Source organism: Bradyrhizobium sp. U531, assembly GCF_051710265.1.
In the GTDB taxonomy this organism is placed as follows: Bacteria; Pseudomonadota; Alphaproteobacteria; order Rhizobiales; family Xanthobacteraceae; genus Bradyrhizobium.
On the sequence record NZ_JASVEN010000008.1, the window covers coordinates 97,228 to 123,254 of the forward strand.

20 protein-coding genes are annotated in these 26,027 nt (G+C 65.6%); 13 read left to right on the forward strand and 7 right to left on the reverse strand.

Annotated features, from left to right (window positions below):
- Positions 1-4 precede the first annotated feature (4 nt).
- From QRQ56_RS29525 to QRQ56_RS29545, 5 genes are all read left to right on the forward strand, one after another.
- The gene (locus QRQ56_RS29525; RefSeq protein ID WP_438744737.1) at positions 5-976 is read left to right on the forward strand and encodes an ABC transporter permease; all 972 of its coding nucleotides are present in this window, start codon (positions 5-7) and stop codon (positions 974-976) included.
- Positions 973-1,812, forward strand: a complete 840-nt coding sequence (locus QRQ56_RS29530; RefSeq protein WP_438744738.1) for an ABC transporter permease — start codon at positions 973-975, stop codon at positions 1,810-1,812. Before QRQ56_RS29525 ends, QRQ56_RS29530 begins: the two co-directional genes overlap by 4 nt.
- A 2-nt stretch (positions 1,813-1,814) precedes the next feature.
- Entirely contained in the window at positions 1,815-3,434 is a 1,620-nt protein-coding gene (locus QRQ56_RS29535; protein ID WP_438744981.1) for an ABC transporter ATP-binding protein, read from the forward strand.
- Between the two features lie 371 nt (positions 3,435-3,805).
- On the forward strand, positions 3,806-3,979 hold the full coding sequence (locus QRQ56_RS29540) for a hypothetical protein (protein ID WP_438744739.1): 174 nt from the start codon (positions 3,806-3,808) through the stop codon (positions 3,977-3,979).
- Positions 3,976-4,185 carry a hypothetical protein gene (locus QRQ56_RS29545; RefSeq protein ID WP_438744740.1) on the forward strand — a complete coding sequence of 70 codons (210 nt, stop codon included), beginning with the start codon at positions 3,976-3,978 and terminating at the stop codon, positions 4,183-4,185. The genes QRQ56_RS29540 and QRQ56_RS29545 overlap by 4 nt, the downstream gene beginning before the upstream one ends.
- A 10-nt stretch (positions 4,186-4,195) precedes the next feature.
- On the opposite strand, the gene QRQ56_RS29550 is transcribed toward QRQ56_RS29545, so the two are convergent.
- Positions 4,196-4,474 (reverse strand): hypothetical protein, encoded by a 279-nt coding sequence (locus QRQ56_RS29550; protein WP_438744742.1) that lies wholly within the window; start codon positions 4,472-4,474, stop codon positions 4,196-4,198.
- 308 nt (positions 4,475-4,782) lie between these two features.
- Between QRQ56_RS29550 and QRQ56_RS29555 the strand changes: the two genes are divergently transcribed.
- From QRQ56_RS29555 to QRQ56_RS29575, 5 genes are all read left to right on the forward strand, one after another.
- Positions 4,783-7,008: a fused MFS/spermidine synthase gene (locus QRQ56_RS29555; RefSeq protein WP_438744744.1), complete on the forward strand. Its 2,226-nt coding sequence runs from the start codon at positions 4,783-4,785 to the stop codon at positions 7,006-7,008.
- A gap of 91 nt (positions 7,009-7,099) precedes the next feature.
- Positions 7,100-7,420 (forward strand): hypothetical protein, encoded by a 321-nt coding sequence (locus QRQ56_RS29560; RefSeq protein WP_438744746.1) that lies wholly within the window; start codon positions 7,100-7,102, stop codon positions 7,418-7,420.
- A 224-nt stretch (positions 7,421-7,644) separates the two neighbouring features.
- On the forward strand, positions 7,645-8,370 hold the full coding sequence (locus QRQ56_RS29565) for an outer membrane protein (protein WP_438744748.1): 726 nt from the start codon (positions 7,645-7,647) through the stop codon (positions 8,368-8,370).
- Between the two features lie 163 nt (positions 8,371-8,533).
- Positions 8,534-10,684 (forward strand): methyl-accepting chemotaxis protein, encoded by a 2,151-nt coding sequence (locus QRQ56_RS29570; RefSeq protein WP_438744749.1) that lies wholly within the window; start codon positions 8,534-8,536, stop codon positions 10,682-10,684.
- A 289-nt stretch (positions 10,685-10,973) separates the two neighbouring features.
- Complete coding sequence (locus QRQ56_RS29575) at positions 10,974-12,035, forward strand: MBL fold metallo-hydrolase (protein WP_438744750.1); 1,062 nt, start codon at positions 10,974-10,976, stop codon at positions 12,033-12,035.
- Positions 12,036-12,182: 147 nt separating this feature from the next.
- On the opposite strand, the gene aroQ is transcribed toward QRQ56_RS29575, so the two are convergent.
- Positions 12,183-12,614 (reverse strand): type II 3-dehydroquinate dehydratase, encoded by a 432-nt coding sequence (gene aroQ, locus QRQ56_RS29580; RefSeq protein WP_438744752.1) that lies wholly within the window; start codon positions 12,612-12,614, stop codon positions 12,183-12,185.
- A 341-nt stretch (positions 12,615-12,955) separates the two neighbouring features.
- On the opposite strand from aroQ, the gene hemA reads away from it, so the two are divergent.
- Together hemA and QRQ56_RS29590 are read left to right on the forward strand one after the other, a co-directional pair.
- A complete protein-coding gene (hemA, locus tag QRQ56_RS29585; protein ID WP_438744983.1) occupies positions 12,956-14,185 on the forward strand; it encodes a 5-aminolevulinate synthase in 1,230 nt (409 codons plus the stop codon).
- A 303-nt stretch (positions 14,186-14,488) separates the two neighbouring features.
- Positions 14,489-17,998: a PAS domain-containing hybrid sensor histidine kinase/response regulator gene (locus QRQ56_RS29590; RefSeq protein ID WP_438744753.1), complete on the forward strand. Its 3,510-nt coding sequence runs from the start codon at positions 14,489-14,491 to the stop codon at positions 17,996-17,998.
- A gap of 980 nt (positions 17,999-18,978) precedes the next feature.
- Here QRQ56_RS29590 and QRQ56_RS29595 read toward each other — a convergent pair.
- The 4 genes from QRQ56_RS29595 to QRQ56_RS29610 all read right to left on the reverse strand — a co-directional run bounded on the left by QRQ56_RS29595 (position 18,979) and on the right by QRQ56_RS29610 (position 22,016).
- The gene (locus QRQ56_RS29595; protein WP_438744754.1) at positions 18,979-19,581 is read right to left on the reverse strand and encodes a hypothetical protein; all 603 of its coding nucleotides are present in this window, start codon (positions 19,579-19,581) and stop codon (positions 18,979-18,981) included.
- Between the two features lie 318 nt (positions 19,582-19,899).
- On the reverse strand, positions 19,900-20,463 hold the full coding sequence (locus QRQ56_RS29600) for a cytochrome P460 family protein (protein WP_438744756.1): 564 nt from the start codon (positions 20,461-20,463) through the stop codon (positions 19,900-19,902).
- A 70-nt stretch (positions 20,464-20,533) separates the two neighbouring features.
- Entirely contained in the window at positions 20,534-21,562 is a 1,029-nt protein-coding gene (locus QRQ56_RS29605; protein WP_438744757.1) for an alpha/beta fold hydrolase, read from the reverse strand.
- A 34-nt stretch (positions 21,563-21,596) separates the two neighbouring features.
- Entirely contained in the window at positions 21,597-22,016 is a 420-nt protein-coding gene (locus tag QRQ56_RS29610) for an organic hydroperoxide resistance protein (protein ID WP_438744759.1), read from the reverse strand.
- Positions 22,017-22,216: 200 nt separating this feature from the next.
- On the opposite strand from QRQ56_RS29610, the gene QRQ56_RS29615 reads away from it, so the two are divergent.
- A complete protein-coding gene (locus QRQ56_RS29615; RefSeq protein ID WP_438744760.1) occupies positions 22,217-25,057 on the forward strand; it encodes an ATP-binding protein in 2,841 nt (946 codons plus the stop codon).
- Between the two features lie 14 nt (positions 25,058-25,071).
- Here the strand turns inward: QRQ56_RS29615 and QRQ56_RS29620 are convergent, their stop codons facing one another.
- On the reverse strand, positions 25,072-25,743 hold the full coding sequence (locus QRQ56_RS29620; RefSeq protein ID WP_438744761.1) for a response regulator: 672 nt from the start codon (positions 25,741-25,743) through the stop codon (positions 25,072-25,074).
- Between the last annotated feature and the right edge of the window lie 284 nt (positions 25,744-26,027).

The window sequence follows — 26,027 nt, forward strand, 5'->3', positions numbered from 1 at the left end:
TAAGATGCTCTCCTTCGTTGCCCAGCGTGTCCTCAAGGGCGTGATCGTCCTGCTCGCGATCGTCGTCCTCAATTTCTTCCTGATCCGGCTTGCGCCCGGCGACCCCGCCATCGTGATGGCGGGTGAGGCCGGCGCCTCCGACCAGGTCTTCGTCAAGCAGCTCCGGGAGAAGTTCGGCCTCGACAAGCCGCTACCCGAGCAGCTCTTCATCTATGTCAAGGGCGTCACCACCCTCGACCTCGGCTTCTCCTTCCGCCAGCAGGCGCCGGTCGCCAAGCTCATCGGCGAGCGGCTGCCGGCGACGCTGCTGCTGACGCTCACCGCATTCGCGATCTCACTCGCACTCGGCGTTCTCTTCGGGACGTTTGCCGCGCGCTTTGCGGGGACGTTTCTCGACACCGCCATTACCGTGTTCGCACTGATTTTCTACGCCATGCCGATCTTCTGGGTGGCGCTGATGGGCATCCTGTTGTTCTCGGTCACCATGGATTGGCTGCCGAGCTTCGGTTACGAGACGGTCGGCGCCAACCTCACCGGCCTTGCCCACGCCGTGGACGTCGCAAAGCACCTGATCATGCCGGCGATGACGCTCGGCCTGTTCTTCATGGCGACCTACACCCGTATGACCCGTGCCTCGATGCTCGAGGTGAAGCGGCTGGACTTCGTCAAGACCGCGCGCGCGAAGGGCCTGTCCGACGCCGTGATCCAGCGCCGCCACGTGCTGCGCAACGCGCTGCTGCCGGTCGTGACGCTGGCCGGCGTCCATTCCGGCACGCTGATCGGCGGCGCCGTCATCACCGAGACCGTGTTCGCCTGGCCCGGCATCGGCCGCCTGATGTACGACGCGTTGCTGCAGCGCGACTACAATCTCTTGCTCGGCGTCTTCGTGATCTGCTCCGCCATGGTGCTGATCTTCAACCTCATCACCGACCTCGTCTATCGCGTGGTCGACCCGCGTATCGAATTCGCCTCATGAAACAGTTCTGGAAATCGATGCTGCGGAGCCCCAGCGGCGTGATCGGGCTCATCATCCTCCTGCTCGCGATCGCGATCGCGGTATTCGGGCCGATGCTGTTCCCGAACTCGCCCTGGCGCATGGTGCAGCGGCCGTTCCTGCCGCCCTTCACGCTTTCGACGGTGCCGTTCGGCACCGACGCGCTCGGCCGCGACGTGTTCGCCGGCATGATCTTCGGCGCACGGGTCTCGCTGCTGGTAGGCCTCGTCTCCACACTGGTCGCGCTGGTGGTCGGCATTCCCATCGGCGCCATGGCCGGATATTTCGGCGGCAGGGTCGACGACGCCCTGATGCGCTTCACTGAATTCTTCCAGACCATTCCGAGCTTCGCGCTCGCCATCGTGCTGGTCGCGATCCTGCAGCCCTCGATCTATTCGATCGTGGCCTCGATCGCGGTGGTGAGTTGGCCGCCGGTCGCCCGCCTCGTGCGCGGCGAGGTGCTGTCGCTGCGCACGCGTGAATATGTCCAGGCGGCGATCGTCACGGGCCAGAGCAACAGCTGGATCATCCTGCGCGAGATCCTGCCGAACGCGCTGTCGCCGGTGATCGTGCTGGCCTCGCTGATGGTGGCGACCGCGATCCTCTTGGAATCCTCGCTGGCCTTCCTCGGCCTTGGCGATCCCAATCTGATCTCCTGGGGCTACATGGTCGGCGCCGGCCGCACAGTGATCCGCCAGGCCTGGTGGATCACTGTATTTCCAGGCGTCGCCATCCTGATTTCGGTGCTCGGGCTCAATCTGATCGGCGAAGGCCTCAACGACGCGCTCAATCCGCGCCTGTCGCGGGAGGGCCGCTGATGATGACCGCCCCGCCCGCCGTCTCCATCAAGAACTTACGGATCGCGCTGCCGAAGGGCGCCGAGCGTCCGTTCGCGGTCGATGGCGTCTCGCTCGACCTGCGGCCCGGCAAGATCGTCTGCGTCGTCGGCGAATCCGGCTCCGGCAAGTCGATGTGCGCGCATGCGCTGATGGGCCTGCTGTCTGACACGGTCTCCGTCACGTCGGGCGAGATCCAGTTCGAAGGCCGCGACCTGCTCAAGCTCGACGACGGCGGCTGGCGCGATCTGCGCGGCCGGCGCCTTGCCATGATCTTCCAGGAGCCGATGACCGCGCTCAATCCGTTGATGCGCATCGGCGACCAGATGGCGGAGATGTTCGAGGCGCACGGCCTGCTGACGCCGAAAGAGCGGCGCGCGCGCGCGCTGGCACTGGCGCGCGAGGTCGGCCTGCCCGACCCCGAGCGCATCGTGCGCGCCTATCCGCATCAGCTTTCCGGCGGCCAGCGCCAGCGCGCCATGATCGCGATGGCGCTCGCGCTCGAACCCGCCGTGCTGGTCGCGGACGAGCCGACCACCGCGCTCGACGTCACCACGCAGGCGCAGATCCTCAAGCTGATCCGCAACCTCCAGCGCAACCGCAACATGGCGGTGATGTTCATCACCCATGATTTCGGCGTGGTCGCCGATATCGCCGACCAGGTCGTGGTGCTCCGCCACGGCAAGGTCGTCGAGGAAGGCCCGGCCGCGACCGTCTTCAACGCGCCACAGCACGACTATACCAAGGCGCTGCTCGCCGCCGTCCCCTCGATGGATCCGCCGGCACGAAAACCCCTCGACGACCAGGCCAAGGCAGTCGAGGTGATCGGGCTGGACAAGACCTATGTGACGTCGGGCGGCTGGTTTCGCGAGGACCGCCGCGTCGATGCCGCGCGCGCGGTCAATTTCGACATCTTCAAGGGCGAGACGCTCGGCCTCGTCGGCGAATCCGGCTCCGGCAAATCGTCGGTGGCGCGTCTCGTGATGCGGCTGATCGAGGCCGACCGCGGCACGGTGCGGATCGGCGAGACCGACCTCACCTCTCTCACCGGCAAGGCGCTGCGCACCGAACGCCATCGCATCCAGATGATCTTCCAGGATCCGTTCGCCTCGCTCAATCCAAGGCGCAAGGTCGGCCACATCATCGCGGACGGCCCGATCGCAGCGGGTACGGATCAGAAGATTGCGTTCGATCGTGCCCGAGATCTGCTGAAGATGGTGGGCTTAGACGCCGGCGCGCTCGAACGCTACCCGCACGAATTCTCCGGCGGCCAGCGCCAGCGCATTGGCATTGCCCGCGCACTCGCGCTGGAGCCCGAGATCATCGTGGCGGACGAAGCCGTCTCCGCGCTCGACGTCTCCGTCCAGGCGCAGGTCTTGAGGCTGCTCGAAGACCTCAAGGCGCGGCTCGGCCTCTCGATGCTGTTCATCACCCATGACCTGCGTGTCGCCGCGCAAATCTGCGACCGCATCGCGGTGATGCAGCGCGGCGCTATCGTCGAGCTGAAGCCGACCGCGCAGCTGTTCGCGGCGCCCGAGCATGCCTATACGCGCGAATTGCTGGCGGCGGTGCCGGGACGGAAAGAGCGCGCGCCCGCGGCGTGACACGGCGCGCTCATCGATCACCGAACTTTCCGGATGGTTCCAAAACTTGGTGACCTTCCGACGTGAAACATATTTGACTCGACGGAATTTGCTTTGCGTGAACGGTCTTGCCGATGACGGCAAGAAGCAGATTGAGACCGGTGTTCGCTCGCTCGACTAAGAGAGCCTTTGGCTGCAAGAGCCTTGCGACGAACATGATGTAGTGAGCGGCTTCTCGACCCGGCGCGTCAGGCGCCGGATGCGTTGGGATGCCCGGGTGCGCTCACGTGTTTTTGTTCCCTCGTGATCGGCGGCGCCGCTTCAAAGGCGAGGACGGCACCCTAGATCGAAATGGAATGATTGACGTCATCTGATGACGATACGGAGCCAACATGGGCGAAGTTATTCGATTTGTCTCGAAGTCCGAGCGCGAGCGAGCGCGTCTGATCCAGGAAGCGCGCGCCATCTACGACAGCATTTTCCCTTCGGCTGATCCCGCCGGCGACGGCCACGACAAGGCGCCGATGGGTCGAACGTCCGTAGGCGACGGGAGCACCCGGTCGTGATCAAGATCATCGCGGTTCTCTGCAGCCTCGCCTCGCCGAGCAATTGTCACGAGCAGCTCGTCACCTCCTCGGATTTCGCCGAAGTCTCGGTGCAGTCCTGCCTGATGGGCGCGCCGCAGCTCGCCGACTGGATGAGCCAGCATCCGGCCGAGCGGCTGGCGGCCTGGCGCTGCGTGATCGGAAACCAGGCACGCCGGGGCATTTAGCGCCATCGCGCTATCGCGTGGTGTTACTCCAGGTCGGAACCGAATTGGTCACGCCGACCGATGGCCAATTGTACGATCCAACCGAGGGCGCGGTGACCGTACCGACCGACTGTCCTGACGATCCGTAGGACGGCGTCTGCGCCGCCGGCGATGCAGCGCCACCATAATTCGGCGCCACCACGCCGGTGCTGTAATGTCGGCTCGACCGCTTCTTGGCCTCAGCCGCGAACGGCGCAGCGAGCAGTCCGGCAGAGACAAAAGCGGCAATGGCGAATTTGAAGCTTGTCATGGCTGATTGATCCATCTGCGGCACAGCGCTACCGCAGGCCAACTATACAACGCCGAAGCGCGTTCAAGGTGCCGCCCCGTTCTGGCCGGGCAAACACCTTTCCGGCATCGTTTCGGTGGGGACCTTGGCATCTCTCCTGCCTTCCTCGTTCTTTCCGAAAGCCCCGCCGAAGAACAGGACATTGGCGCCTGCTTAACCCTGTCCGCCGATCCTGGCCCGAACCCCGACATCCGGACGCTTTGCGCAACTCGCAGCAATCTTTGCTTACCTTTCCTCCCTAGGTTGTGCCCGCAAATGGGGAACCGGAGATGACGACTGTCGAGCTGCCTGCGGCCCCGCGCCCGACCGCGATGGCAGCGCGAATCCGCCTCCTTTACATTCTGTTCTTCTTCTCCGGCTTCCCGGCACTGATCTACCAGCTCACCTGGCAGCGCAGCCTGTTCCGGATCTTCGGCGTCAACACGGAATCGGTCACCATTGTCGTCACGGCGTTCATGCTGGGCCTCGGACTCGGAAGTCTCGCCGGTGGCTGGCTGTCGAAACGGGGCAACGTCAAGCCGCTCTTGCTGCTCGGGATCATCGAACTCGCGACGGCCGCCTTCGGCCTGGTCTCGCTCGGAGTCTTCGACCTCGTCGGCCGCGTCACCGTCGACATGCCATTGGCGGCGATCGCCGTCATCAATCTGCTGCTGGTGCTAGTGCCGACACTCCTGATGGGGGCCACCCTCCCAATCCTCGTGTCGTACCTCGTCAGGATATCCGGCGAGATCGGCAGCTCGGTCGGCTCACTTTATTTCGTCAATACCCTCGGCGCGGGCACGGCCTGCTTGGTTTCGGCCGTGCTCATCTTTCCCTTCGCCGGCATGCAGGGCGCGGTCATGCTCGCGGCGGGAATCAACGTCGCGGTTGGCCTCGGCGCGATCGCGGCGCATGTCCTGAGCCCTGCGCCGGCTGCTCCCGCGCCGGAGCCCGCCGCCCTCCGCACGAAGGCCCCCATTCTTCGCATGAACTTCGTCGCCGCGCTGGCGGCTGCCGGCGGCTTCATCGCGCTGTCCTATGAGATCTATCTGTTCCGCACCATCTCCTTCGCCTCAGGTTCGAGCTCGCTTGCCTTCGCCATCACTCTGGGCAGCTTTCTGATCGGCGTCGCCGTCGGAGCTCAGCGCGCGGGACAGATCTGCGCGACGCGATCTGCGCAAGAGGCGATCAAACAGGCTGCAATGGACCTCGTCTGGGCCAACGGGTTCGCCGCTGCGTTCCTACCGCTGATGACACAGCTGGCGTCAAACGTTCTCGCCCTGTTGCTCAATGAGATGATCGTGACCTATCTGATTGCCCGGCAATGGGGCGCCTTGCTGCCCTATCTGTCCCAGTTCGGCATCGGGGCAGATGCGCGCGCAGGCCAGCAGACCGCGCTATTGTATTTCTCCAACATCATTGGGTGCGCGAGCGGCGCTGTGCTGACCGGCTTCGTGCTGACGGACCATTTCGGCCTGAAGGAGATGGCCGTGCTGCTCATGATCGCGGGAACCCTCTGCGCCATGGTGCTCGCATTCTCGTATCCGGCCGCGCTCCGTGAACGCCTGCGCTTCGCCGCCATCGCGGGCGCGGTGCTCATCCTCGGCATCGGCGCCAACGCATTGTTCGCGCAACGGCTGCTGGAAAACCTTCAAGGCAAGTCGGTCGCAATCGAGGATTTCGTGCAGGTCGTGGAGAACCACAGCGGCATCATAACCGTCGACACCGACAGCACCGTGTCGGGCAACGGCATGTATGATGGCCGCTTCAATACCGACCTCAAGCACGACCGCAACGGCATCGTGCGCCCCTATGCGCTGAGCCTGTTTCACGGCGCGCCGCGCGACGTGTTGATGATCGGACTTGCTTCGGGGTCCTGGGCGCAGGTCATCGCCAACAACCCCGACGTCGCCTCGCTCACCATCGTGGAGATCAACCGCGGCTATCTCCAGATCATCGCAACGCAAGACGATGTCAAATCGCTCCTCGGCAATCCCAAGGTTCGAATCGTCGAGGACGACGGCCGCCGCTGGCTTGGCCATCATCCCGAGGCGCGCTTCGATGCTGTCGTCGTCAACACGACCTGGCATTTCCGGGCCAACGCCACCAATCTGCTGTCGACGGAGTTCCTGACGCTGGTGAAACAGCACCTCAACAAAGGCGGCATCTATTTCTACAACACCACCAATTCGCGGCGCGCCCAGCGCACCGCCTGCGCCACCTTCTCCCACGGCGCCCGCTTCCTCAACCACGTGGTGGTGTCGGAGTCGCCGATCGACTGGAATTATGAACGCTGGCGCAAGACGCTCGAGCGCTACAACATCGATGGCAAGTCCGAATTCGCAGGCGGAAGCGAAACCGACGGCGCCGTGCTCGATGCGCTGATGGCCGACTATCGCAGGGACGGTCCGATGGTGGAGGAATGTCCCCAGCTTCTCGTCGCCACAAAGGGCAATACGCCGATCACCGACGACAACATGGGAACGGAATGGCGCTACTTCCTCGACCTGGAATGACCGAAGGACAACATATTTGTCGACATTGCCACAGGATCAACCCGAATCACCCTTAGCGCAATTTGCTCGACGTCCATTCGGCACCAGCAGCATGACCGGCCCCGAACTGAAGCAACTCCGCACCGATCTCTCCGATGCTCTCGAGCGGCAGCTCTCGGCGGCCGACATGGCAAGGCTCTGCGGATTGCCGGACAAGGGCGGCAGCGACACCATCCGGCGCTGGGAGGTCAGCGGCCCGACGCCGTCGGCGACCAAGGTGTTGCGCGTGCTTGCGATGGCGAGCGAGCGCTATCCGATCCTGGAGAAGTTCGACATCTTCGATCGCCACGACGTTCGTGAGGAAGACCGCCCCGCCAAGCGCGCGGCGTTTCGCGAGCAGATGCGGGACGAGGCGCGACGCCGCCTCGGTTAACGAAACGCGCACGGACGTTACCGGGACGGCGCGAAATTAAACCTTCCTTCACCACTTCTTAAGCCGACATTAATCACGAAAACCATTTGCAGCCCAATAAGTTGGGTTAGCCGCCGCTGTGCCATGCATGTGACAGCATTTTCGTCAAAAGCGAGCTATCTGCAAAACCAACGCGGCGCGGAGAGCGCGCCGACCGGGGACATCGAGTGCTGGAGTTCAAGACGATGAAGAAGATTCTGTTTGCGACCGTTGCGCTGCTCGCGGTGGGCGCCGCTGCGCCGGCCGTCGGTGCCGATCTCGGCAACCGCAACTATTACAAGGCGGCCGCGCCGGCCTATGCCGCGCCGATCTACAATTGGACCGGTTTCTACATCGGCGGCCATGTCGGCGGCGCGTTCTCCAGCGACAACAATTTCAGCGGCCTCTCCACCGGCAACAACGGCAACGGCCGTTTCCTCGGCGGCGTGCAGGCCGGTGCGGACTGGCAGTTCCACCCGAACTTCGTGGTCGGCGTCGAAGGCCAGTATTCCTGGCTCTCCGGCAGCGTCGGCGCCGTGTTTCCGGGCGGCATCGCCTACACCAATGACCAGCGTGGCCTCGGCTCGATCACTGGCCGCGTCGGCTACACCTGGGGCCCGGGCCTCGTCTACGTGAAGGGCGGCTACGCCTATTCCGACAACAACGAGAAGGTGACCGTCGGCGGCGTGCCGGCTGCGTTCGTCATCACCGGCGATCATCGCAACGGCTACACCGTCGGCGCCGGCCTCGAATACATGTTCGCCCCGAACTGGTCGGCCAAGGCCGAGTACCAGTACTACAATTTCGGCGACGCCAGCTTCACCGCCGGCCCGCTCACGGGCACCGGCAGCTTCACCACCGACGACCACACCATCAAGGCGGGCGTCAACTACCGCTTCAACTGGGCCAGCCCGGCGGTCGCGCGCTACTGATCGTTACCACAACCTTACCAAGACGATGCGGCCGGCGATTTCGCCGGCCGTTCTTTTTTCGCCCTGCGGAACAAGCGCAAGCATTTGCGGAGATTGCGAATTTTTAACCGGCGGTGCCGATACTGCCGGCCACAAAGATAAGCAAGAGCTGGGGGAATTTTCGATGGCGATCCGTCTGGGGCTTGGCCGCTTGGGCCGTTTCGTGCCTCGCTTCAAACTGCCGACATGGGGCGTGCGCGGCAGCCTGTTCGCCGCCTTCACGGTCATCGCGGGCATGGGCCTCGTGATCGCGGCCGGCGCGGGCCTCGCCCTGCAGAATCTCGGCGGACGCATGACCGATCTGAGCGGGCGGGACATTCCGCGCCTCGCCGCCAGCCTGCAATTGTCGGCACTGAGCGCGAGCCTTGCGGCGCAGGGTCCGGCCCTGCTCGCGGCGCAAAGCGAGGATGCCCTCAACGAGCGCACCAAGAAGCTGAGGGAGCTGCAGGAACAGACCCAGCAGAAGCTCACCGAAATCATCCAACTCGGCGGCGACAAGTCGGTGGTCTCCGGCCTCGGCGAAACCATGAAGAGCATCAACGAGGCGGCGCAGAGCCTCACCAAGGCCGCCCGCGAGCGGCTGGACATCGCCGCCCTTCACGAGAAGCAATATGACGCGCTGCGTAACGCGCAAGGCGCCTTCGTCGGCGCGGCCAGCCCGGCGATGCTCGACGCGCAGACCCGCGTCAACGCCATTCTCGGCTCGGCCGATCTGTCCGCCGCGGATGCGTCCGACGCCGCGCAGACCGTCGGCCAGCTCGGCAACGTCGTCGCCAGCGGCAATCTCGCGGCCGCCGACATGAGCGCCGCGCTGTCGGCGAGCACGAGCGACAAGCTCGACGACATCCAGAAGGAATTCAAGACGGCACAGGGCCGCCTGCGCTCCAACCTCGATCTGCTGCCCGACAACCAGGGCAACAAGATGCTGCGCGAGACGGCGGAGAAGCTGCTCGCGCTCGGCACCGGCAAGACCGGCGTGTTCAATCTGCGTGAAAAAGAGCTCGACTCCATCGATTACGGCCAGACCATCCTCGACGAGACCCGCAAGCTCAATGTCGGCCTCGGCATCAGCGTGCAGCAGCTCGTCGACGGTGTGCAGAAGGAAACCAACGCCTCGACCACCCAGGCACAGCAGGAGACCTCGCTGGCCACGACCGCGATGCTGGCGCTCGGCTCCCTGATGCTGGTCGGCTCGGCGCTGTTCGTCTGGCTCTATGTCGGCCGCAACATCCTGCGCCGCATCCGTGAGCTTCAGCGCGCCATGCAGTTGCTGTCGGCCGGCGACCTCGACACCGAGATCGTCCGCTCCCGGCAAAACGACGAGATCGGCGTGATGAAGGAAACGCTGACCGTGTTCCGCGACAGCATGATCGAAGCACGGGCGCTCGCCGGCGAGCAGGAGAAGGACCGTGTCGCCAAGGCCGAGCGGGCCGCGCGCATGGAAGCGAAGATCGCCGAGTTCGAGAACACGGTGCGCGGCGCGCTCGACAATCTGGCGCAGTCGGCCAACTCGATGCAGTCGACCGCGCAGAGCATGTCGACCACCGCCGACCAGTCCAACGCGCTGGTGAACGCGGTGGCGTCCGCCGCCGAAGAGACCTCGGTCAACGTGCAGACCGTGTCGTCGGGCACCGAGCAGCTGTCTTCCTCGATCGAGGAGATCAGCAAGCAGGTCGTGACCTCGGCCGCGATCGCCAAGAAGGCGGTCGATGAGGCCGGCTCGACCGACGCCACGGTGCAGGGCCTCGCCGACAGCGCGAGCCGCATCAGCGTCGTGGTCGACCTGATCCAGACCATCGCCTCGCAGACCAATCTGCTCGCACTCAACGCCACCATCGAGGCGGCGCGTGCGGGCGAGGCCGGCCGCGGCTTCGCGGTCGTCGCCTCCGAGGTGAAAAGCCTCGCGAGCCAGACCGCCAAGGCGACCGAGGAAATCCGCGCCCAGATCGCCAGCATGCAGAACATCACCACGTCGGCGGTCGGCGCCATCCAGGGCATCGGCCGGATCATCGGCGAGATCGACAACGTGACCACGACGATCGCCGCGGCGGTCGAGGAGCAGGGCGCGGCCACCCGCGAGATCGCGCGCAACATCCAGCACGCGGCCGGCGGCACCAGTGAGGTCTCCAGCAACATCGTCGGCGTCTCCACCGCCTCCGCCGAAGCCGGCGCCGCGGCGAACGAAGTGCTGGGCGCCTCCGACGCGCTGCGGCGCGAGGCCGACATGCTGCGCGGAGAGATCGACGCGTTCCTCAACAACATGCGGGCGGCCTGAGGGCCGTCACGCGGTACCTCTTCTCCCTCTCCCGCTTGCGGGGGAGGGCCGGGGTGGGGGTGCCTCCGCGTTGGGAGTGTCTGGGGTACGCGGAGAGTATCTTTACGCGGAGACAGCCCCCACCCGGCGCTTTGCGCCGACCTCCCCCGCAAGCGGGAGAGGTGACCGAGTTCGGGGCGCGAGCGTCTCACGTCACGGAAAAACACCCCGCGGTATGACCGCCATGCGGAGACCACGGCCCGCCCTTTTTCGGCTGGCGCGCCGCCCGCGGCGGGTTTAAGCCGGTAGCATGAACGCGAAAACCGACACCGTGCAGTCCTCTGCCGAGGCGCTGCGCTATCCCTGGGAACAGCATCCGGGCCAGGACGAGATCGTCGAGGTCAGGCCCGGCGTGCTGTGGGCGCGGCTGAAGCTGCCGTTCCGCCTCAACCACGTGAACATCTACCTGCTCGCCGACGGCGACGGCTATGCGATGGTGGACACCGGCTTCGGCAACGAGGAGACCATCGAGGCCTGGACCAAGCTGTTCGACGGTCCGCTGAAGGGCATCACCATCACGCGCCTGATCGTCACCCACTCCCACCCCGACCATGTCGGGCTCGCGGGCTGGGTGGTCGAGCGGTTCGACTGCCCGCTGGTGATGTCGCAGGTCGAATATCTGCAATCGGTCTATCACCAGAACCGCGGCACCGCGGAGCGGCAGGAAGCGCAGCGGCTGTTCTTCCGCCGCCACGGCATGGACGAGTCGCTCACCGAGAAGCTGCTTGGCCGCGGCCAGGATTATCTCAAGCGCGTCTCGGTGCTGCCGCCCTCCTACCGCCGCATCTCCCACGGCGAGGACGTCGTGATCGGCACGCGCCGCTTCAAGGTGATCACCGGCGGCGGCCACGCGCTCGACCAGGTGATGCTGTACTGCGCCGACGACAAGCTGTTCCTCTCCGCCGACCAGGTGCTGAGCAAGATCTCGCCCAATGTCAGCGTCTGGGCGGTCGAGCCGGACCAGAACTCGCTCGGCGAATATCTGGCCTCGCTTGCCAGCCTCACCACCACCCTGCCCTATGACGTGCTGGTGCTGCCCGGCCACGGCGTGCCTTTCTACGGGCTGAAGACCCGCATCAAGCAGCTCGCCGACCACCATGAAGAGCGCTGCCGCCTGATCGCGGAAGCCTGCCGCGAGGTGCCGCAGACCTCGCGCGAGCTGGTGCCTGTCGTGTTCAACAAGCATGTGCTCGACGAGCACCAGATGGGCTTCGCCGCCGGCGAGCTCGTCGCCCACGTCAACTACATGATCGTCGAGGGCCGCCTGACGGCCGAGACGAAAGACGGCGTGCTGCAGTTCAAGACGACGTAGTCGATGCCGTCATGGCCGGGCATAGCCGTCCGAAGGACGGCGTCGCTTTCGCTCGCCTATGTCCCGGCCATCCACGTTCTTTCAAGCAACCATCAATTCGTGGATGCCCGGGACAAGCCCGGGCATGACGCGTTTGCGGCCAGCAGCTCACTTCATGTTCGCGATCGCGTGCAGCGCTGCGATGTAGCCGAACGGGCCGAGCCCGCAGATCACGCCGGTCGCCACGAACGAGATCTTGGAGTGGCGGTGATATTCGTCGCGGGCGTGGATGTTGGAGATGTGCACCTCCAGCACCGGACCTTCGAACGTCTTGATCGCGTCCATGATCGAGACCGAAGTAAACGACAGGCCGGCCGGGTTGATGACGATCGCGTCGGCATCCTGCCGCGCCGACTGGATCAGGTCGACCAGCACGCCCTCATGGTTGGACTGATGAAAGGCGAGCTTGAGGCCGAGCTTTGCCGCCACCTCCTCACAGCCTGCATTGACTTCCGCGAGCGTCGTCGTGCCGTAGATGTGCGGCTCGCGGATGCCGAGCATGTTGAGGTTGGGACCGTTGAGGATCATGACTCGTTTCATCGGGCGTCCTTTCGCATGAGCTTGCCGGGCGCCGATCCGCGCCTCGCCGAGCCGAAGGCTACGACATCGGCCGCGCCGGCTCAGCCATCATGGACGGAGCGCGCCCCATGGACAAAATGTCCAAGGCGGCAGCTGCGGTCCCCGGGCCTCCCGGGAGCCTCGGTCCGCCCCGGCGGGCAAGTGTTAGGCGTTTGATCCACATCAACTATCGCCCGCGAGAGAGCGCTATCAATATACCCGCTCGCCTCGCCACAAATGTGTGCTGGCGCATAGACATTGGAGCTGGAAAAGCTCTAAAAATGAGCGGCCGCCGTGGCCGGGTTCCGTTGCAGGTTTTGCCGATGGATTACAACCAGTTCTTCGATTCCGCCCTCGATCGTCTCCACGCCGAGCGGCGCTACCGCGTGTTCGCCGACCTTGAGCGCACCGCCGGCCGGTTTCCGCACGCGGTCTGGCACTCGCCCAAGGGCAAGCGCGACGTCGTGATCTGGTGCTCCAACGACTATCTCGGCATGGGCCAGCACCCGAAAGTGGTCGGCGCCATGGTCGAGACCGCGACGCGCGTCGGCACCGGTGCTGGCGGCACCCGCAATATCGCCGGCACGCATCATCCGCTGGTCCAACTCGAGGCCGAGCTCGCCGATCTCCACGGCAAGGAAGCCGCGCTGCTGTTCACCTCGGGCTATGTCTCGAACCAGACCGGCATCCCGACCATCGCCAAGCTCATTCCGAACTGCCTCATTCTATCGGACGAGCTCAACCACAATTCGATGATCGAAGGCATCCGCCAGTCGGGCTGCGAGCGGGTCGTGTTCCGCCACAACGATCTGGCGCATCTCGAGGAGCTGCTGAAGGCGGCGGACCCGAATCGTCCGAAGCTGATCGCCTGCGAGAGCCTCTATTCCATGGACGGCGACGTCGCCCCGCTCGCCAAGATCTGCGACCTCGCCGAAAAATACAACGCGATGACCTATGTCGACGAGGTCCACGCGGTCGGCATGTACGGCCCGCGCGGCGGCGGCATCGCCGAGCGTGAGGGCGTCATGCACCGCATCGACGTGCTCGAAGGCACCCTGGCCAAGGCGTTCGGCTGCCTCGGCGGCTATATCGCGGCCAACGGCCAGATCATCGACGCCGTGCGTTCCTATGCGCCGGGCTTCATCTTCACCACCGCGTTGCCGCCGGCGATCTGCTCGGCGGCGACCGCCGCGATCAAGCATCTGAAGACCTCGAGCTGGGAGCGCGAGCGCCACCAGGACCGCGCCGCCCGCGTCAAGGCGATCCTCAACGCCGCCGGCTTGCCCGTGATGTCGACCGACACCCACATCGTGCCGCTGTTCGTCGGCGATCCCGAGAAGTGCAAGCAGGCGACCGACATCCTGCTCGAAGAGCACGGCATCTACATCCAGCCGATCAACTATCCGACCGTTCCCAAGGGCACCGAGCGGCTGCGCATCACGCCCTCGCCCTATCACGACGACGGCCTGATCGATCAGCTCGCCGAGGCCCTGCTGCAAGTGTGGGACCGTCTCGGCTTGCCGCTCCGCGAGAAGTCGCTGGCGGCGGAGTAGGCTTTTCTCTTGCCTCGCCCCGCCTGCGGGGAGAGGCCGGATCGCATCGCCAGATGCGATCCGGGTGAGGGGGAGTCTCCGCGAGTCCAATTGTCACCGTCCCCGCGGAGAGCCCCCCTCACCCCACCCTCTCCCCGCAAGCGGGGCGAGGGAGAGCGGGCAGCTCGCCCCACGGCTTAACGACAACCCCAGTTCCGACCCCGGCACGGCATTTCGCTGTCGCCTCGCCCAGCCCAACGCGCTAGATTTACAGGGAAAATGAGCTTGGGCGCCGCCGGCGCCCTTTCGAGAAGTGCGTTTCCCATGATGCACGATTGGGGCGTGATCGCCGCCGCCTTCGGCTATATCGGCTTTCTGTTTCTGGTGGCGAGCCATGGTGACCGTCGCTCGCCGGCCGGGCGCGGCCGTGCCTCCGGGCTGATCTATCCGCTGTCGCTGGCGATCTACTGCACCTCCTGGACCTTCTTCGGCTCGGTCGGCTTCGCCACCCGCACCTCGACCGACTTCCTCGCCATCTATGTCGGCCCGATCCTGATGATCGGGCTCGGGGCCGGCGTCCTGCGCCGCGTGATCCAGCTGGCGAAGGCCCACAACATCACCTCGATCGCCGACTTCATCGGCGCCCGCTACGGCAAGAGCCAGGCGGTGGCGGCCACCGTCGCCGGAATCGCGATCATTGGCTCGGTGCCCTACATCGCGCTCCAGCTCAAGGCGGTGGCGTCCTCGCTGGAGACCATCCTCAGCGAGGACCAGGCCTTCTCCCACATCCCGATCGTCGGCGACGTCGCGCTGATGGTGACGCTGGCGATGGCGGCCTTCGCCGTGCTGTTCGGCACACGCCAGACCGACGCCACCGAGCACCAGCACGGCCTGATGCTGGCGGTCGCGACCGAGTCCATCATCAAGCTGGTCGCCTTCCTCACCGCCGGCATCTTTGTCACCTTCGTCATGTTCTCGCCGCACGAATTGATCGAGCGCGCGATGAAGACGCCGGAGGCGGTGCGCGCCATCAATTATTCGCCGTCGATCGGCAACTTCCTGACCATGACGCTGCTGTCGCTGTGCGCGATCATGCTGCTGCCGCGCCAGTTCCATGTCAGCGTGGTCGAGAATTCCAGCGATGCCGAGGTCGGGCGCGCACGCTGGCTGTTCCCGCTCTACCTCGTCGCCATCAATCTGTTCGTGATCCCGATCGCCCTCGCCGGCCTCGTCAGCTTCCCGTTCGGCGCGGCCGACCCCGACATGTACGTGCTGGCCCTGCCGATGGAGGGCGGCGCGGATCTGCTCAGCGTCGCCGTGTTCGTCGGCGGCCTGTCGGCGGCGACCGCGATGGTGATCGTCGAATGCGTCGCACTCTCCATCATGGTCTCGAACGACCTCGTGGTGCCGCTGGTGCTACAGCGGCGGCCGGAGGGGCGAGCCGGCGGCGCCGATTTCAGCGACTTCCTGCTGCGCTCGCGGCGGCTTGCCATCTTCGCCATCATGGTGATGGCCTATTTCTACTACCGCGCGCTCGGCAATACCCAGCTCGCGGCGATCGGCCTATTGTCCTTTGCCGCCATCGCCCAGCTGGCCCCGAGCTTCTTCGGCGGTCTGTTGTGGCGGCGCGCCACCGCGCGCGGCGCCATCGGCGGCATGCTGGTCGGATTTGCGGTGTGGCTCTACACGCTGTTCATGCCGAGCTTCATGGACTCCTCCACCGCCGGCATTCTGCTGCTTCAGCACGGCCCGTTCGGCATCGAGGCGCTGCGGCCGCAGGCGCTGTTTGGCGCCGACCTGCCGCCGCTGATGCACGGCGTCATCTGGTCGCTGTCGCTCAACATCCTGACCTATGTGCTGCTGTCGCTGGCGCGGCGGCCCTCGTCGATCGAGCTGCTGCAAGCCGATTTGTTCGTGCCCAACACGCTCGCGCCGATCTCACCGAGCTTGCGCCGTTGGCGCACCACCGTCACCGTGCAGGACATCCAGACCACGGTCGCGCAATATCTTGGCCCCGACCGCGCGCGGCATTCCTTCGAGGCCTTCTCGGCGCGGCGCAACGTGCGGCTGGAGGCTGGGGCGCCCGCCGATTTCGAGCTGCTGCAGCACGCCGAGCACTTGATCGCCTCCTCGATCGGAGCGGCCTCCTCGCGCCTCGTGATGTCGCTGCTGCTGCGCAAGCGGACGGTCTCGGCAAAGGCCGCGCTGAAGCTGCTCGATGATTCGCACGCGGCCCTGCATTTCAACCGCGAGATCCTGCAGACCGCGCTCAACCATGTGCGCCAGGGCATCGCCGTGTTCGACGCCGATTTGCAGTTGATCTGCTCCAACCGGCAGTTCGGCGATCTGCTCATGGTGCCCCCGCACATCGTCCAGTTCGGCACGCCGCTGCGCGAGATCCTGGAATTCATGGGCGTGAGCGATCCCGAGCATCAGGCCGACCGCGAGGCGATGATCGAACGGCGGCTGATCGCCTACACCACCGACAGCGAGCCCTATCTCGAGCGCTTGCCGGAACGCCACATGGTGATCGAGGTGCTCACCAACCGCATGCCCGGCGGCGGCTTCGTCATCACCTTCACCGACGTCACGCCGACCTTCGAGGCCGCCGAAGCGCTGGAGCGCGCCAACGCGACGCTGGAAAAGCGCGTGCGCGACCGCACCGAGGAGCTGACGCGGCTGAACTCCGAGCTGGCGCTGGCCAAGAGCGCGGCGGAGGACGCCAGCATCTCGAAGACGCGATTCCTCGCCGCCGCAAGCCACGACATTCTGCAGCCGCTGAACGCGGCGCGGCTCTATGTCACGAGCCTGGTCGAACGCCAGCACGGCGGCGAGGAGACGCGCCTGGTCGAGAACATCGACGAATCGCTCCAGGCGATCGAGGAGATCCTCGGCGCGCTGCTCGACATCTCCAGGCTCGACGCCGGTGCGATGGCGACCTCGATCTCGAGCTTCAAGATGGCCGACCTGATGCGCTCGCTGGAGATCGAGTTCGCACCGATCGCGCGCGCCAAGAACCTGGAGCTCACCTTCGTGCCCTGCTCGCTGCCGGTCGAATCGGACCGGCTGCTGCTGCGGCGCCTGCTGCAGAATTTGATCTCGAACGCGATCAAATACACCCCGCGCGGCCGCGTGCTGGTTGGCTGTCGCCGCCAGGGCCCGTCGCTCAAGATTTGCGTCTACGACACCGGCGTCGGCATCCCGCCGGTCAAGCGCGGCGAGATATTCAAGGAATTCCACCGCCTGGAGCAGGGCGCGCGGATCGCGCGCGGCCTCGGCCTCGGCCTGTCGATCGTCGAACGGCTGGCGCGGGTGCTCAAGCACGGCATCGCCATCGACGGCAACAGGAGCGGCGGCTCGGTGTTCTCGGTGACCGTGCCGACGGCGAAGGCGATCACCCACACCGCCGCCGTGACCAGCGCGACGCCGCTGGCGCGCACGCCGATCTCCGGCGCGCTGATCGTCTGCATCGAGAACGACGCGGCGATCCTCGACGGCATGCGCACGCTGCTGAAGGCGTGGGACGCCGAGGTGATCGCGGTCGGAGATCCCGAGGGCGCGATCGCCGCCATCGAGACGGCCGGCCGCCGCGTCACCGGCCTTCTGGTCGACTATCACCTCGACCGCGGCAACGGCATCGCCGCGATCCGCGAGATCCGCCGCCGTTTCGGCGACGGCATCCCCGCGATCCTGATCACCGCAGACCGCAGCCCTGCCGTGCAGGTCGCCGCACGCGACGAGAAGGTCGCGGTGCTCAACAAGCCGGTCAAGCCGGCCTCGCTCCGCGCTTTGCTCGGCCAGTGGCGCACGCAGCAGATGGTGGCGGCGGAGTAGGCGCGCAGTTGTGAGCGCCGCCACGTCGCCACTCCATGTCCCAGACAAGCCGGAACGCGCCAGCGTTGCCGCGCAGAGCCGGGACCCAGAGCGACACGGCGCAAGTGGAGAGATGGGCCCCGGCTCTGCAGCGCACCGTCGAAGGGACGCTGCGCTGCGTCCGGGGAACGAGAGGGTAGTGAGGCGCACCGCTCTCACCACGTCATTGCGAGCGCAGCGAAGCAATCCAGAATCCCTCCACGGAGACAGTCTGGATTGCTTCGTCGCTTCGCTCCTCGCAATGACGGAGCAAGGTGGGATTTGTCGCCCTCAAATCGGCATCGTGTTTCGACAGACACGCCTTCGCCTTCTCGCGGCGCGTTTCGCCCGAGCTTTGCTGTCTTCATCACGCCCTTTTCGAGTAAAGGGCGCAGGGAAGGCCGGGTGCCGGCCGGCACCCGCGGTCCGCTGCGCGAAAATGCACACGCAGGAAGAACCGCACAGTAGCATACAGGTGACGCCGAACACACGGCCTTCCCTGCGCGATGGTCGGACGGCTTATACCGTGCTCTCCCGGGAGCCGAACTTTCCTTCTGGCCTCCCTCGCCTCACGGAAGTCGCCGGCATCGCGCCGGTTGGCGCCACGCCGCATCCGCAAGACTTGACCGTGGCAACGACGGCCAGGACGACACGGTTTTGCCGTACGCAACGGCGCCGTTCGTACAACGCGGCTTGCGAGAACTCACGGGGATCGGCTCAATCCATCACCCCGCCCTGCATCGCGCATCCGCGACGGCGCCAATACGTCCACCGCAACCCGATCCGCGGCTCGTGACGACGTACGACCGCCCCTTTTCGCCGGATCAGGATGGGGCGACACATACGACAAATCCGAATTTCTGTAAAGCAGAATCTTTTGTGATGGACCGATTGACCCAGCCGTTGCTGTTTCGCCCGACGGGTAACCCGAGCCCTTGGGGTGCCCCAGACCAGCCGCCACTTCAATTCGTCGTGGTCTTGCCGCCGCGCATGGACACGAGCCTTTCCTCACGAAAGCGGAGAATGAGCCAGGCGGTTTCATCAAACCCGCCTGCGAGCTTTCCGGCGTGGGAATACACCATCTGAGCCGTTTCCGATGTCGACGGCGGTCCCAGCGCCGTGACGACCTCCGCACGCGACATGCCCAAATGCAGTTTGCCGTCGATGACGAGGGGCGCAAACTTCTCAGGGATGATGCCGCAATCGGCCGGGGTCTCAGTGTCGTTCTCGGTGAGCTCTTCGACGATCTCCGTGACGCGGTGGTCCGGGCCGCCCATCTCTCCGCTGGACATGACCCACAGTCGATGCTGCGCGCGCCTGTAGCACAGCCAATAGACGCTATCTCCAGCGTCGCCTCGATGTTGGATGGTCCCTCCGCCCACGGTTTCGCGGACCGCGCCGAGCGGCGTCTCCTCGAAGCGGCCGGTGAATGCGCCCAGCGAAAAACGGGTCGCCAATCTCTTCTTGACCGTCGGCGGCACGCGCTCAAGCGCATGTTCGTCGACTTGCAGAGGTGTCTGCGCGGAGCAGTGGTCCGCGGGAATCGCGAGAAGGAGAAGCAGCAAGAGGAGCGTCTTGCGAGCATCACCCCCGAATGGTCTCACATTGGAGATTGAACGCCTCTGCATCACTCAATTGCTCATCATTTTGGGCTCAAGGCTTTCTTCGCTCGCCCGATCGCTTCCGGGGCGTCGGGATCCCGGGGATCAAGTTGGGAAGCTGTGTCGTAATCCACCAGCGCGTTTTGGAGAAAACGCGCTTCCGACCCTTGGTCGGGGACCCCATTCAAATGGTTCACGCTCGCCCGGTCAGCTTCCCGGGTCAAAACCGGCAAAGCCCTGAGCGCCGAATGAGTCCGCTTTGCCCTCGGCCAAGGGCCCGCTTCACGGCGCAAGCCGCGTGAAGACGTAATCCCGGCTCTTGGCACGGGCTTCGTGGCAGCCCCAGCAGGTCCGGTGCTGGGCCTCGTCGACCGGCTTGCCGTTGACGAAGCGGCCGAAGCCCCAGCCGCCGGTCGCGGTGTATTTCCTGGAATCCTTGACCATCACCTGCACGGTGGTGGCGGCGCCGGGAATCGTCGCGGACGCAAACTCGGGCGACTGCTTTCGCTTCCAGGCGCGCTTGACCAGGATGGTACCGTCCGGGAACGGCAGCTTGCCCGCCTGATATGCATCGATGGCGGTCTGGTTGCCTACGACGGCGCGAAGCTCGTCGAGCGGCGCGGCCTCTTCCGCCGGCGCGATCAGCTCCCACTGCTTGTAGCCGTGGGGAATCGTGACGCCAAAGATCGGCGAGGCGTCGGCGGTGTTGACCTGCGCGGGTCCTTCGGCAAGCGCGATCGAGACCAGATAGGGCACGCAAGTCAGCATAAGGACGAGAACAAGCGCGACCAGCGTGATTGCCGTGGCATAAGAACGCTTCTTCGTCTCGGGTTCGTTGAGCGTCATGTCATGTCTTCGGGTTGGGATCGGCACATCCCCGGTCCAGCCTTGCCGGACCGAGGCATCGGACGGAGGATCAGGCGCCGTCGGCGTCGATAACGGCCTTGGCAAAGGCTTGCGGCGCCTCCTGCGGCAAATTGTGGCCGATGCCGCCGGTGATCAAGCGAAACTCGTAGCGGCCTGAAAATTTCTTGGCGTAGGCGCCGGGGTCGGGGTGAGGCGCGCCATTGGCATCGCCTTCCATCGTGATGGTCGGCACCTCGATGACGGGCGTCGCCGCCAGCTTCTTTTCGAGAGGCTCGTACTTCGCCTCGCCCTGGGCGAGCCCGAGCCGCCAGCGGTAATTGTGGATCGTGATCGCAACATGATCCTTGTTGTCGAGTGCCGCCGCACTCCGGGCGAAGGTGGCGTCGTCAAACTTCCACTGCGGTGAGGCGAGCTTCCAGATCAGCTTGGCGAAATCGTGCGTGTACTTCTCGTAGCCCGCGCGGCCGCGCTCGGTCGCGAAGTAGAACTGGTACCACCATTGCAGCTCGGCCTGCGGCGGCAGCGGCATGTTGCCCGCGGCCTGGCTCGAGATCAGATAGCCGCTGACCGACACCAGCGCGCGGCAGCGCTCCGGCCAGAGCGCGGCGATGATGTCGGCGGTGCGCGCGCCCCAGTCGAAGCCGGCGATAACCGCCTTCTTGATGTCGAGCTTGTCCATCAGCGCGACGATGTCGGCGGCCATCGCGGCGGGCTCGCCGTTGCGCGGCGTCTCGCCGGAGAGGAATTGCGTCGTGCCGTAGCCGCGCAAATGAGGGATGATCACGCGATAGCCGGCCTTGGCCAGGATCGGCGCGACGTCAACGAAGGCGTGGATGTCGTAGGGCCAGCCGTGCAGCAGGATCGCCACGGGACCGTTCGACGGCCCCGCCTCGGCATAGCCGACATTGAGAACGCCGGCATCGATCTGCTTGATCGGGCCGAAGGAAGCGGTCGATCCGGACGACCGCGGCGCGTCGGTTTCGGCGCGCGCGAGGTCGATCACGCCGAGGCCGACGGCGACTGTTCCGGCGGCGAGGCCGAAGAACGTGCGACGGTGCTGGTCGATCATCTGCGTCATGATTTTGCTACCTCTCGATGTTGATAATGGCGCGTCAGATCAGCGCGACCGTGACGTCGATGTTGCCGCGAACGGCCTTCGAATAGGGACAAGTCTGGTGCGCATCATCGATGATGCCGCGCGCGGTTTCGCCATCGAGGCCCGGCAGGCTGACATTGAGGCGCGCCCGCAGCGAATAGGCGCCGTCGTCGAGCACGAGATCGATCTCGGCATCGACGGCGCATTTCCTGGGAAGCTCGATCTTGCGCTTGCGCGCCGCGATCTCCATCGCGCCTTCGAAACAGGCCGACCAGCCGGCGGCGAACAATTGCTCGGGATTGGTGCCGCTGCCCGCGCCGCCCGGCGGCGACAGCTTGACGTCCAGACGGCCGTCGGAGCTGCGCGAGATGCCGTCGCCTCGCCCCCCGCTGGTGTGGGTCCTCGCCGTATAGAGTGTCTTTGCTGCCTGCGTCATGAAGATATCTCCTCGTCGTCACGGCACTGACTAGCAGCGGCTGCGCCAGCGCACCCGTTTGGACTTGTGAGAAGTTGTGAGGCTTGGCGTTGCGTGCCTCACAAGACCCGCATTCGCGGTCTGATGCCGATGCAGCGGCGGGCTTGCTCGATCCCGATCATCTGGCTATCGGGGCATGTCGAAGGAACCAAGATCGCACCATGACTGATCCGGCCGGCATCACGACAGGAACATTGTCGTTTGGGCCATTCTCCGTGACACCACGTGAAAGGCTCGTGACGCGCGACGGCGCGGCGTTGCCGCTCGGCGCGAAGGCGTTCGACACGCTGATGGCGTTGATGGCGCGGCCGAACGAAGTCGTCAGCAAATGGGACCTGATGGCGCTGGTGTGGCCCGGCCTCACGGTCGAGGAGGCCAGTCTGCGCTTTCATGTCGCGGCGCTTCGCAAGGCGCTCGGCGATGGCAAGGATGGCGCCCGCTACATCGCGACGCTCTCCGGCCGCGGCTATTGCTTCGTGGCGCCGATCGCGCGAGCGGATGTTGCACCGGTGCAGCCTGCCGCGCCGCGAGCGGAATTGCCGCCCGTGAAATTGCCCAACCGCCTGCAGCGCATGGTCGGGCGTGACGACACGATCGCCACCGTCTCCGACAAGCTCGTCACCTCGCGCTTTGTCACGATTGCCGGCCCCGGCGGCGTCGGCAAGACCGCGGTCGCCGTCGCCATCGCCCACGATCTGCTCGAAACATTCGCCGACGCCGCGCATTTCGTTGATCTCGCCGCGCTCAGCGATCCCGATCTCGTGATCACCTCGATCCTGCTGATGCTCGGTCTGCCGGCCGAAACCGACGATCCTCTGCCCGCGCTGCTGGCGCATCTGCGCGACAAGCGGATGCTGCTGATCCTGGACAATTGCGAGCACGTGATCGCGGCCGCAGCGCCGCTGGCGGCGGAGATCTTCCACGCAGCGCCGCACGTCCATATCCTCGCCACCAGCCGCGAAGCGCTGCGTGTCGAGGGCGAGCAGGTCTATCGCCTGGCCCCGCTGGCCGTTCCGCCCGACGGCTCCGCTCTGACGGCCGCCGCGGCCCAGACCTATCCGGCCCTGCAATTGTTCCTCGAACGTGCCACGGCCGGCGGCGCGCAGATCGCGCTCGACGACGCCAACGCCACGGTCATCGCGCGCATCTGCCGCAAGCTCGACGGCATGGCGCTGGCGATCGAGCTCGCCGCCGGCCGGGTCGAAGCCTACGGCCTGGCGCAAACCGCCGCACTGCTCGACGAGCGTCTCAACTTGCTCTGGCAGGGCCAGCGCACCGCGCCGCCCCGGCAGAAGACATTGCAGGCCACGCTCGACTGGAGCTACGGACTGCTCTCGGATCACGAACGAATCGTGCTGCGCAGGCTTGCGGTCTTCGCCGGCCATTTCACCCTCGACGCCGCACTCGAGGTCGTGCCGGACGCGCGCATCGATCACGCGCATCTGTTCGACGCCGTCGACAGTCTCGTTGCCAAATCGATGGTCGCGCCGCGCCCGATCGGCGCAATGATGCGCTACCGCCTGCTGGACACGACGCGCGCCTATCTGCGCGAGATCGAACCGGACGACGCGGCGCTCGCCGCCCGCCACGCGGCTTACTACCGGCGATGGCTGGAGCAGGCCGGCCTGTCATGGGCCACGGTGCCGAGCGCGGACGAACGGGCGATCCACTTCTCCGCGCTTCATAATGTGCGCGCCGCGCTCGACTGGTGCTTCGGCGCCGAGGGGGATCTCGGCATCGGCTTCGCGCTCGCCGCAGCGGCCGCGCCGATCTTCCTGGCGATGTCCCTGCTGATCGAATGCCGGCGCTGGTCGGAGCGGGCGCTGCTGGCCATACCCCCTTCCTCGCGCGGCAGCGCCGAGGAAATGCACATCCAGGCCGCGCTAGGGCTGACCCTGATGTTCACCCGCGGCGGCAGCGAAGCGGCGCGCGACGCCTTGAGCCAGAGCCTTGCAATTGCGCAAGCGCGCGGCGACGAGATCAACCAGCTCCAACTGCTCGGCCGCATGCATATCTTTCACGAGCGGATGGGGGAGTTCGACGCCGCGCTCGGCTACGCGCAGCAGAGCCTCGCGGTCGCAAGGTCGCTGGGCGATCCCGCCTCGATCGCCCTCGCCCATTCCCTGCTCGGCGTCTCGCTGCATCTGGCGGGCCGGCATCGCGAGGCGCTGAAGATGCTGGAGGTCGCCTGGCAGGGACCGGGCACGGAGCGAATCAGCACCGTATACGGCTTCGATCACCGCAACCGGGCCGGCATCACACTGGCCCGCGAGCTCTGGCTGCAGGGCCGGCCCGCGGATGCGCTGCAACTGGCGCAGCAGACGGTCACCGAGGCCGCCGAGATGGATCATCCGATCACGCTGTGCATCGCGTTGATCTGGGCGGTCTCGACCGCGCTCTGGAGCGGAGATCTCGACGGCGCGGAGGCGAACATCGACCGCTTCATCGCGCATGCCAATTCGCGCTCGATGGGGCCCTATCTCGCGGTCGGCCGCGGCGTCAAAGGCGAGCTGGCGATCCGGCGCGGCGATGCCGCCGGCGGCGTCGAGACGATCAGGACCTGCCTGCGCGAGCTGCACGAGGCCGGCTACGAGCTGCTCACCACGAGCTTCGACATCGCGCTGGTCCAGGGCCTGTTGGCGCTCGGGCAGATTGAGCAGAGCGCCGAGCTGATCGACGAGGCGATCCACCTCGTCGAACGAGGCGGCGATCATCTCTACATGCCCGAGCTGCTGCGGATGAAGGCCAGAGTCCTGCTTTCGTTGCCGGAGCCCGATGCGGCGCAGGCAGAAGCCCATCTCATGCAATCGCTGGATCTGAGCCGTCGCAACGGAGCAAAAGCCTGGGAGCTGCGGGCCGCGATCGACCTGGCTGGGCTCATTGCCGAACGCGACCGGCGCGACGAAGCAAAACGGTTGCTTCTACGGGTTCTCGAGGGTTTTGGTGAGGGCTCGGAGACGACGGATATCCTGGCCGCCTACGGGCTGCTCAAGATGCTGTAGCCAATTGCTCGGCCTCACCCCGTCGGTGTGCCCTGCTTCCACTGGCCGCCGGCGATCTTGGCGGCGGCGATCACCGCCTGGGTGCGGCTCTCGACGCCGAGCTTCTGCAGGATCGCCGAGACATGCGCCTTGATGGTCGCCTCGGAGACCCCGAGCTCGTAGGCGATCTGCTTGTTGAGGAGGCCCTCCGACAGCATCATTAGGACCCGGACCTGCTGCGGCGTCAGCGTCACCAGGCGGTCGCGCAGGCGCGTCATGTCGGGATCGGCCGCGGCCGTCAGATCGGTATCGGCGGGAACCCAGACGTCGCCATCCATCACCTTGAGGATGGCATCCCGCAAGGTCTCGACGCCGAAGCGCTTCGGAATGAAACCGGAGGCGCCGAAATCGAGCGAGCGGCGAATCGTGGCGCTGTCGTCGGAGGCCGAGACGATCACGACCGGAATCGCCGGATATTGTGCGCGCAGATAGATCAGGCCGGAAAAGCCCGAGATCCCGGGCATCGAGAGGTCGAGCAGGATGAGGTCGACGTCCGAGGTCTGTTCCAGGAGCGCGGTCAGATCCTCGAACGATCCGGCCTCGTCGATTGTAGCGGAGGTCAGCACGCCCGCCACCGCCTGTCGGAGCGCGTCGCGGAACAGGGGATGGTCATCGGCAATGACGAGATGGGTCGAGGGAGCGTTCATCGTTCTCTTGCTGTCGTTCGCGCGGGGCCGGCGGACCAATCCCGGATACGTCAATTCTTCCCCGAGCGGCCGTGGCATGCAAGTGCACATTATCCCTTTGCTGCAAAGGGGTTAATCCACAAGCCGCCATATTGCAGGCCGGCGCCGGATACCGGACGTCAGCTGCGCGTCAGTGCGCAAGGCCGAAAGTCGTATTGGGGCGGGTTTCACGCCGATGTTACCTTGCACGCAAGACCTGGGGTGGATCCGGCATGTCCGGAGCTCTGGGGCGCGAGGAAAACGCA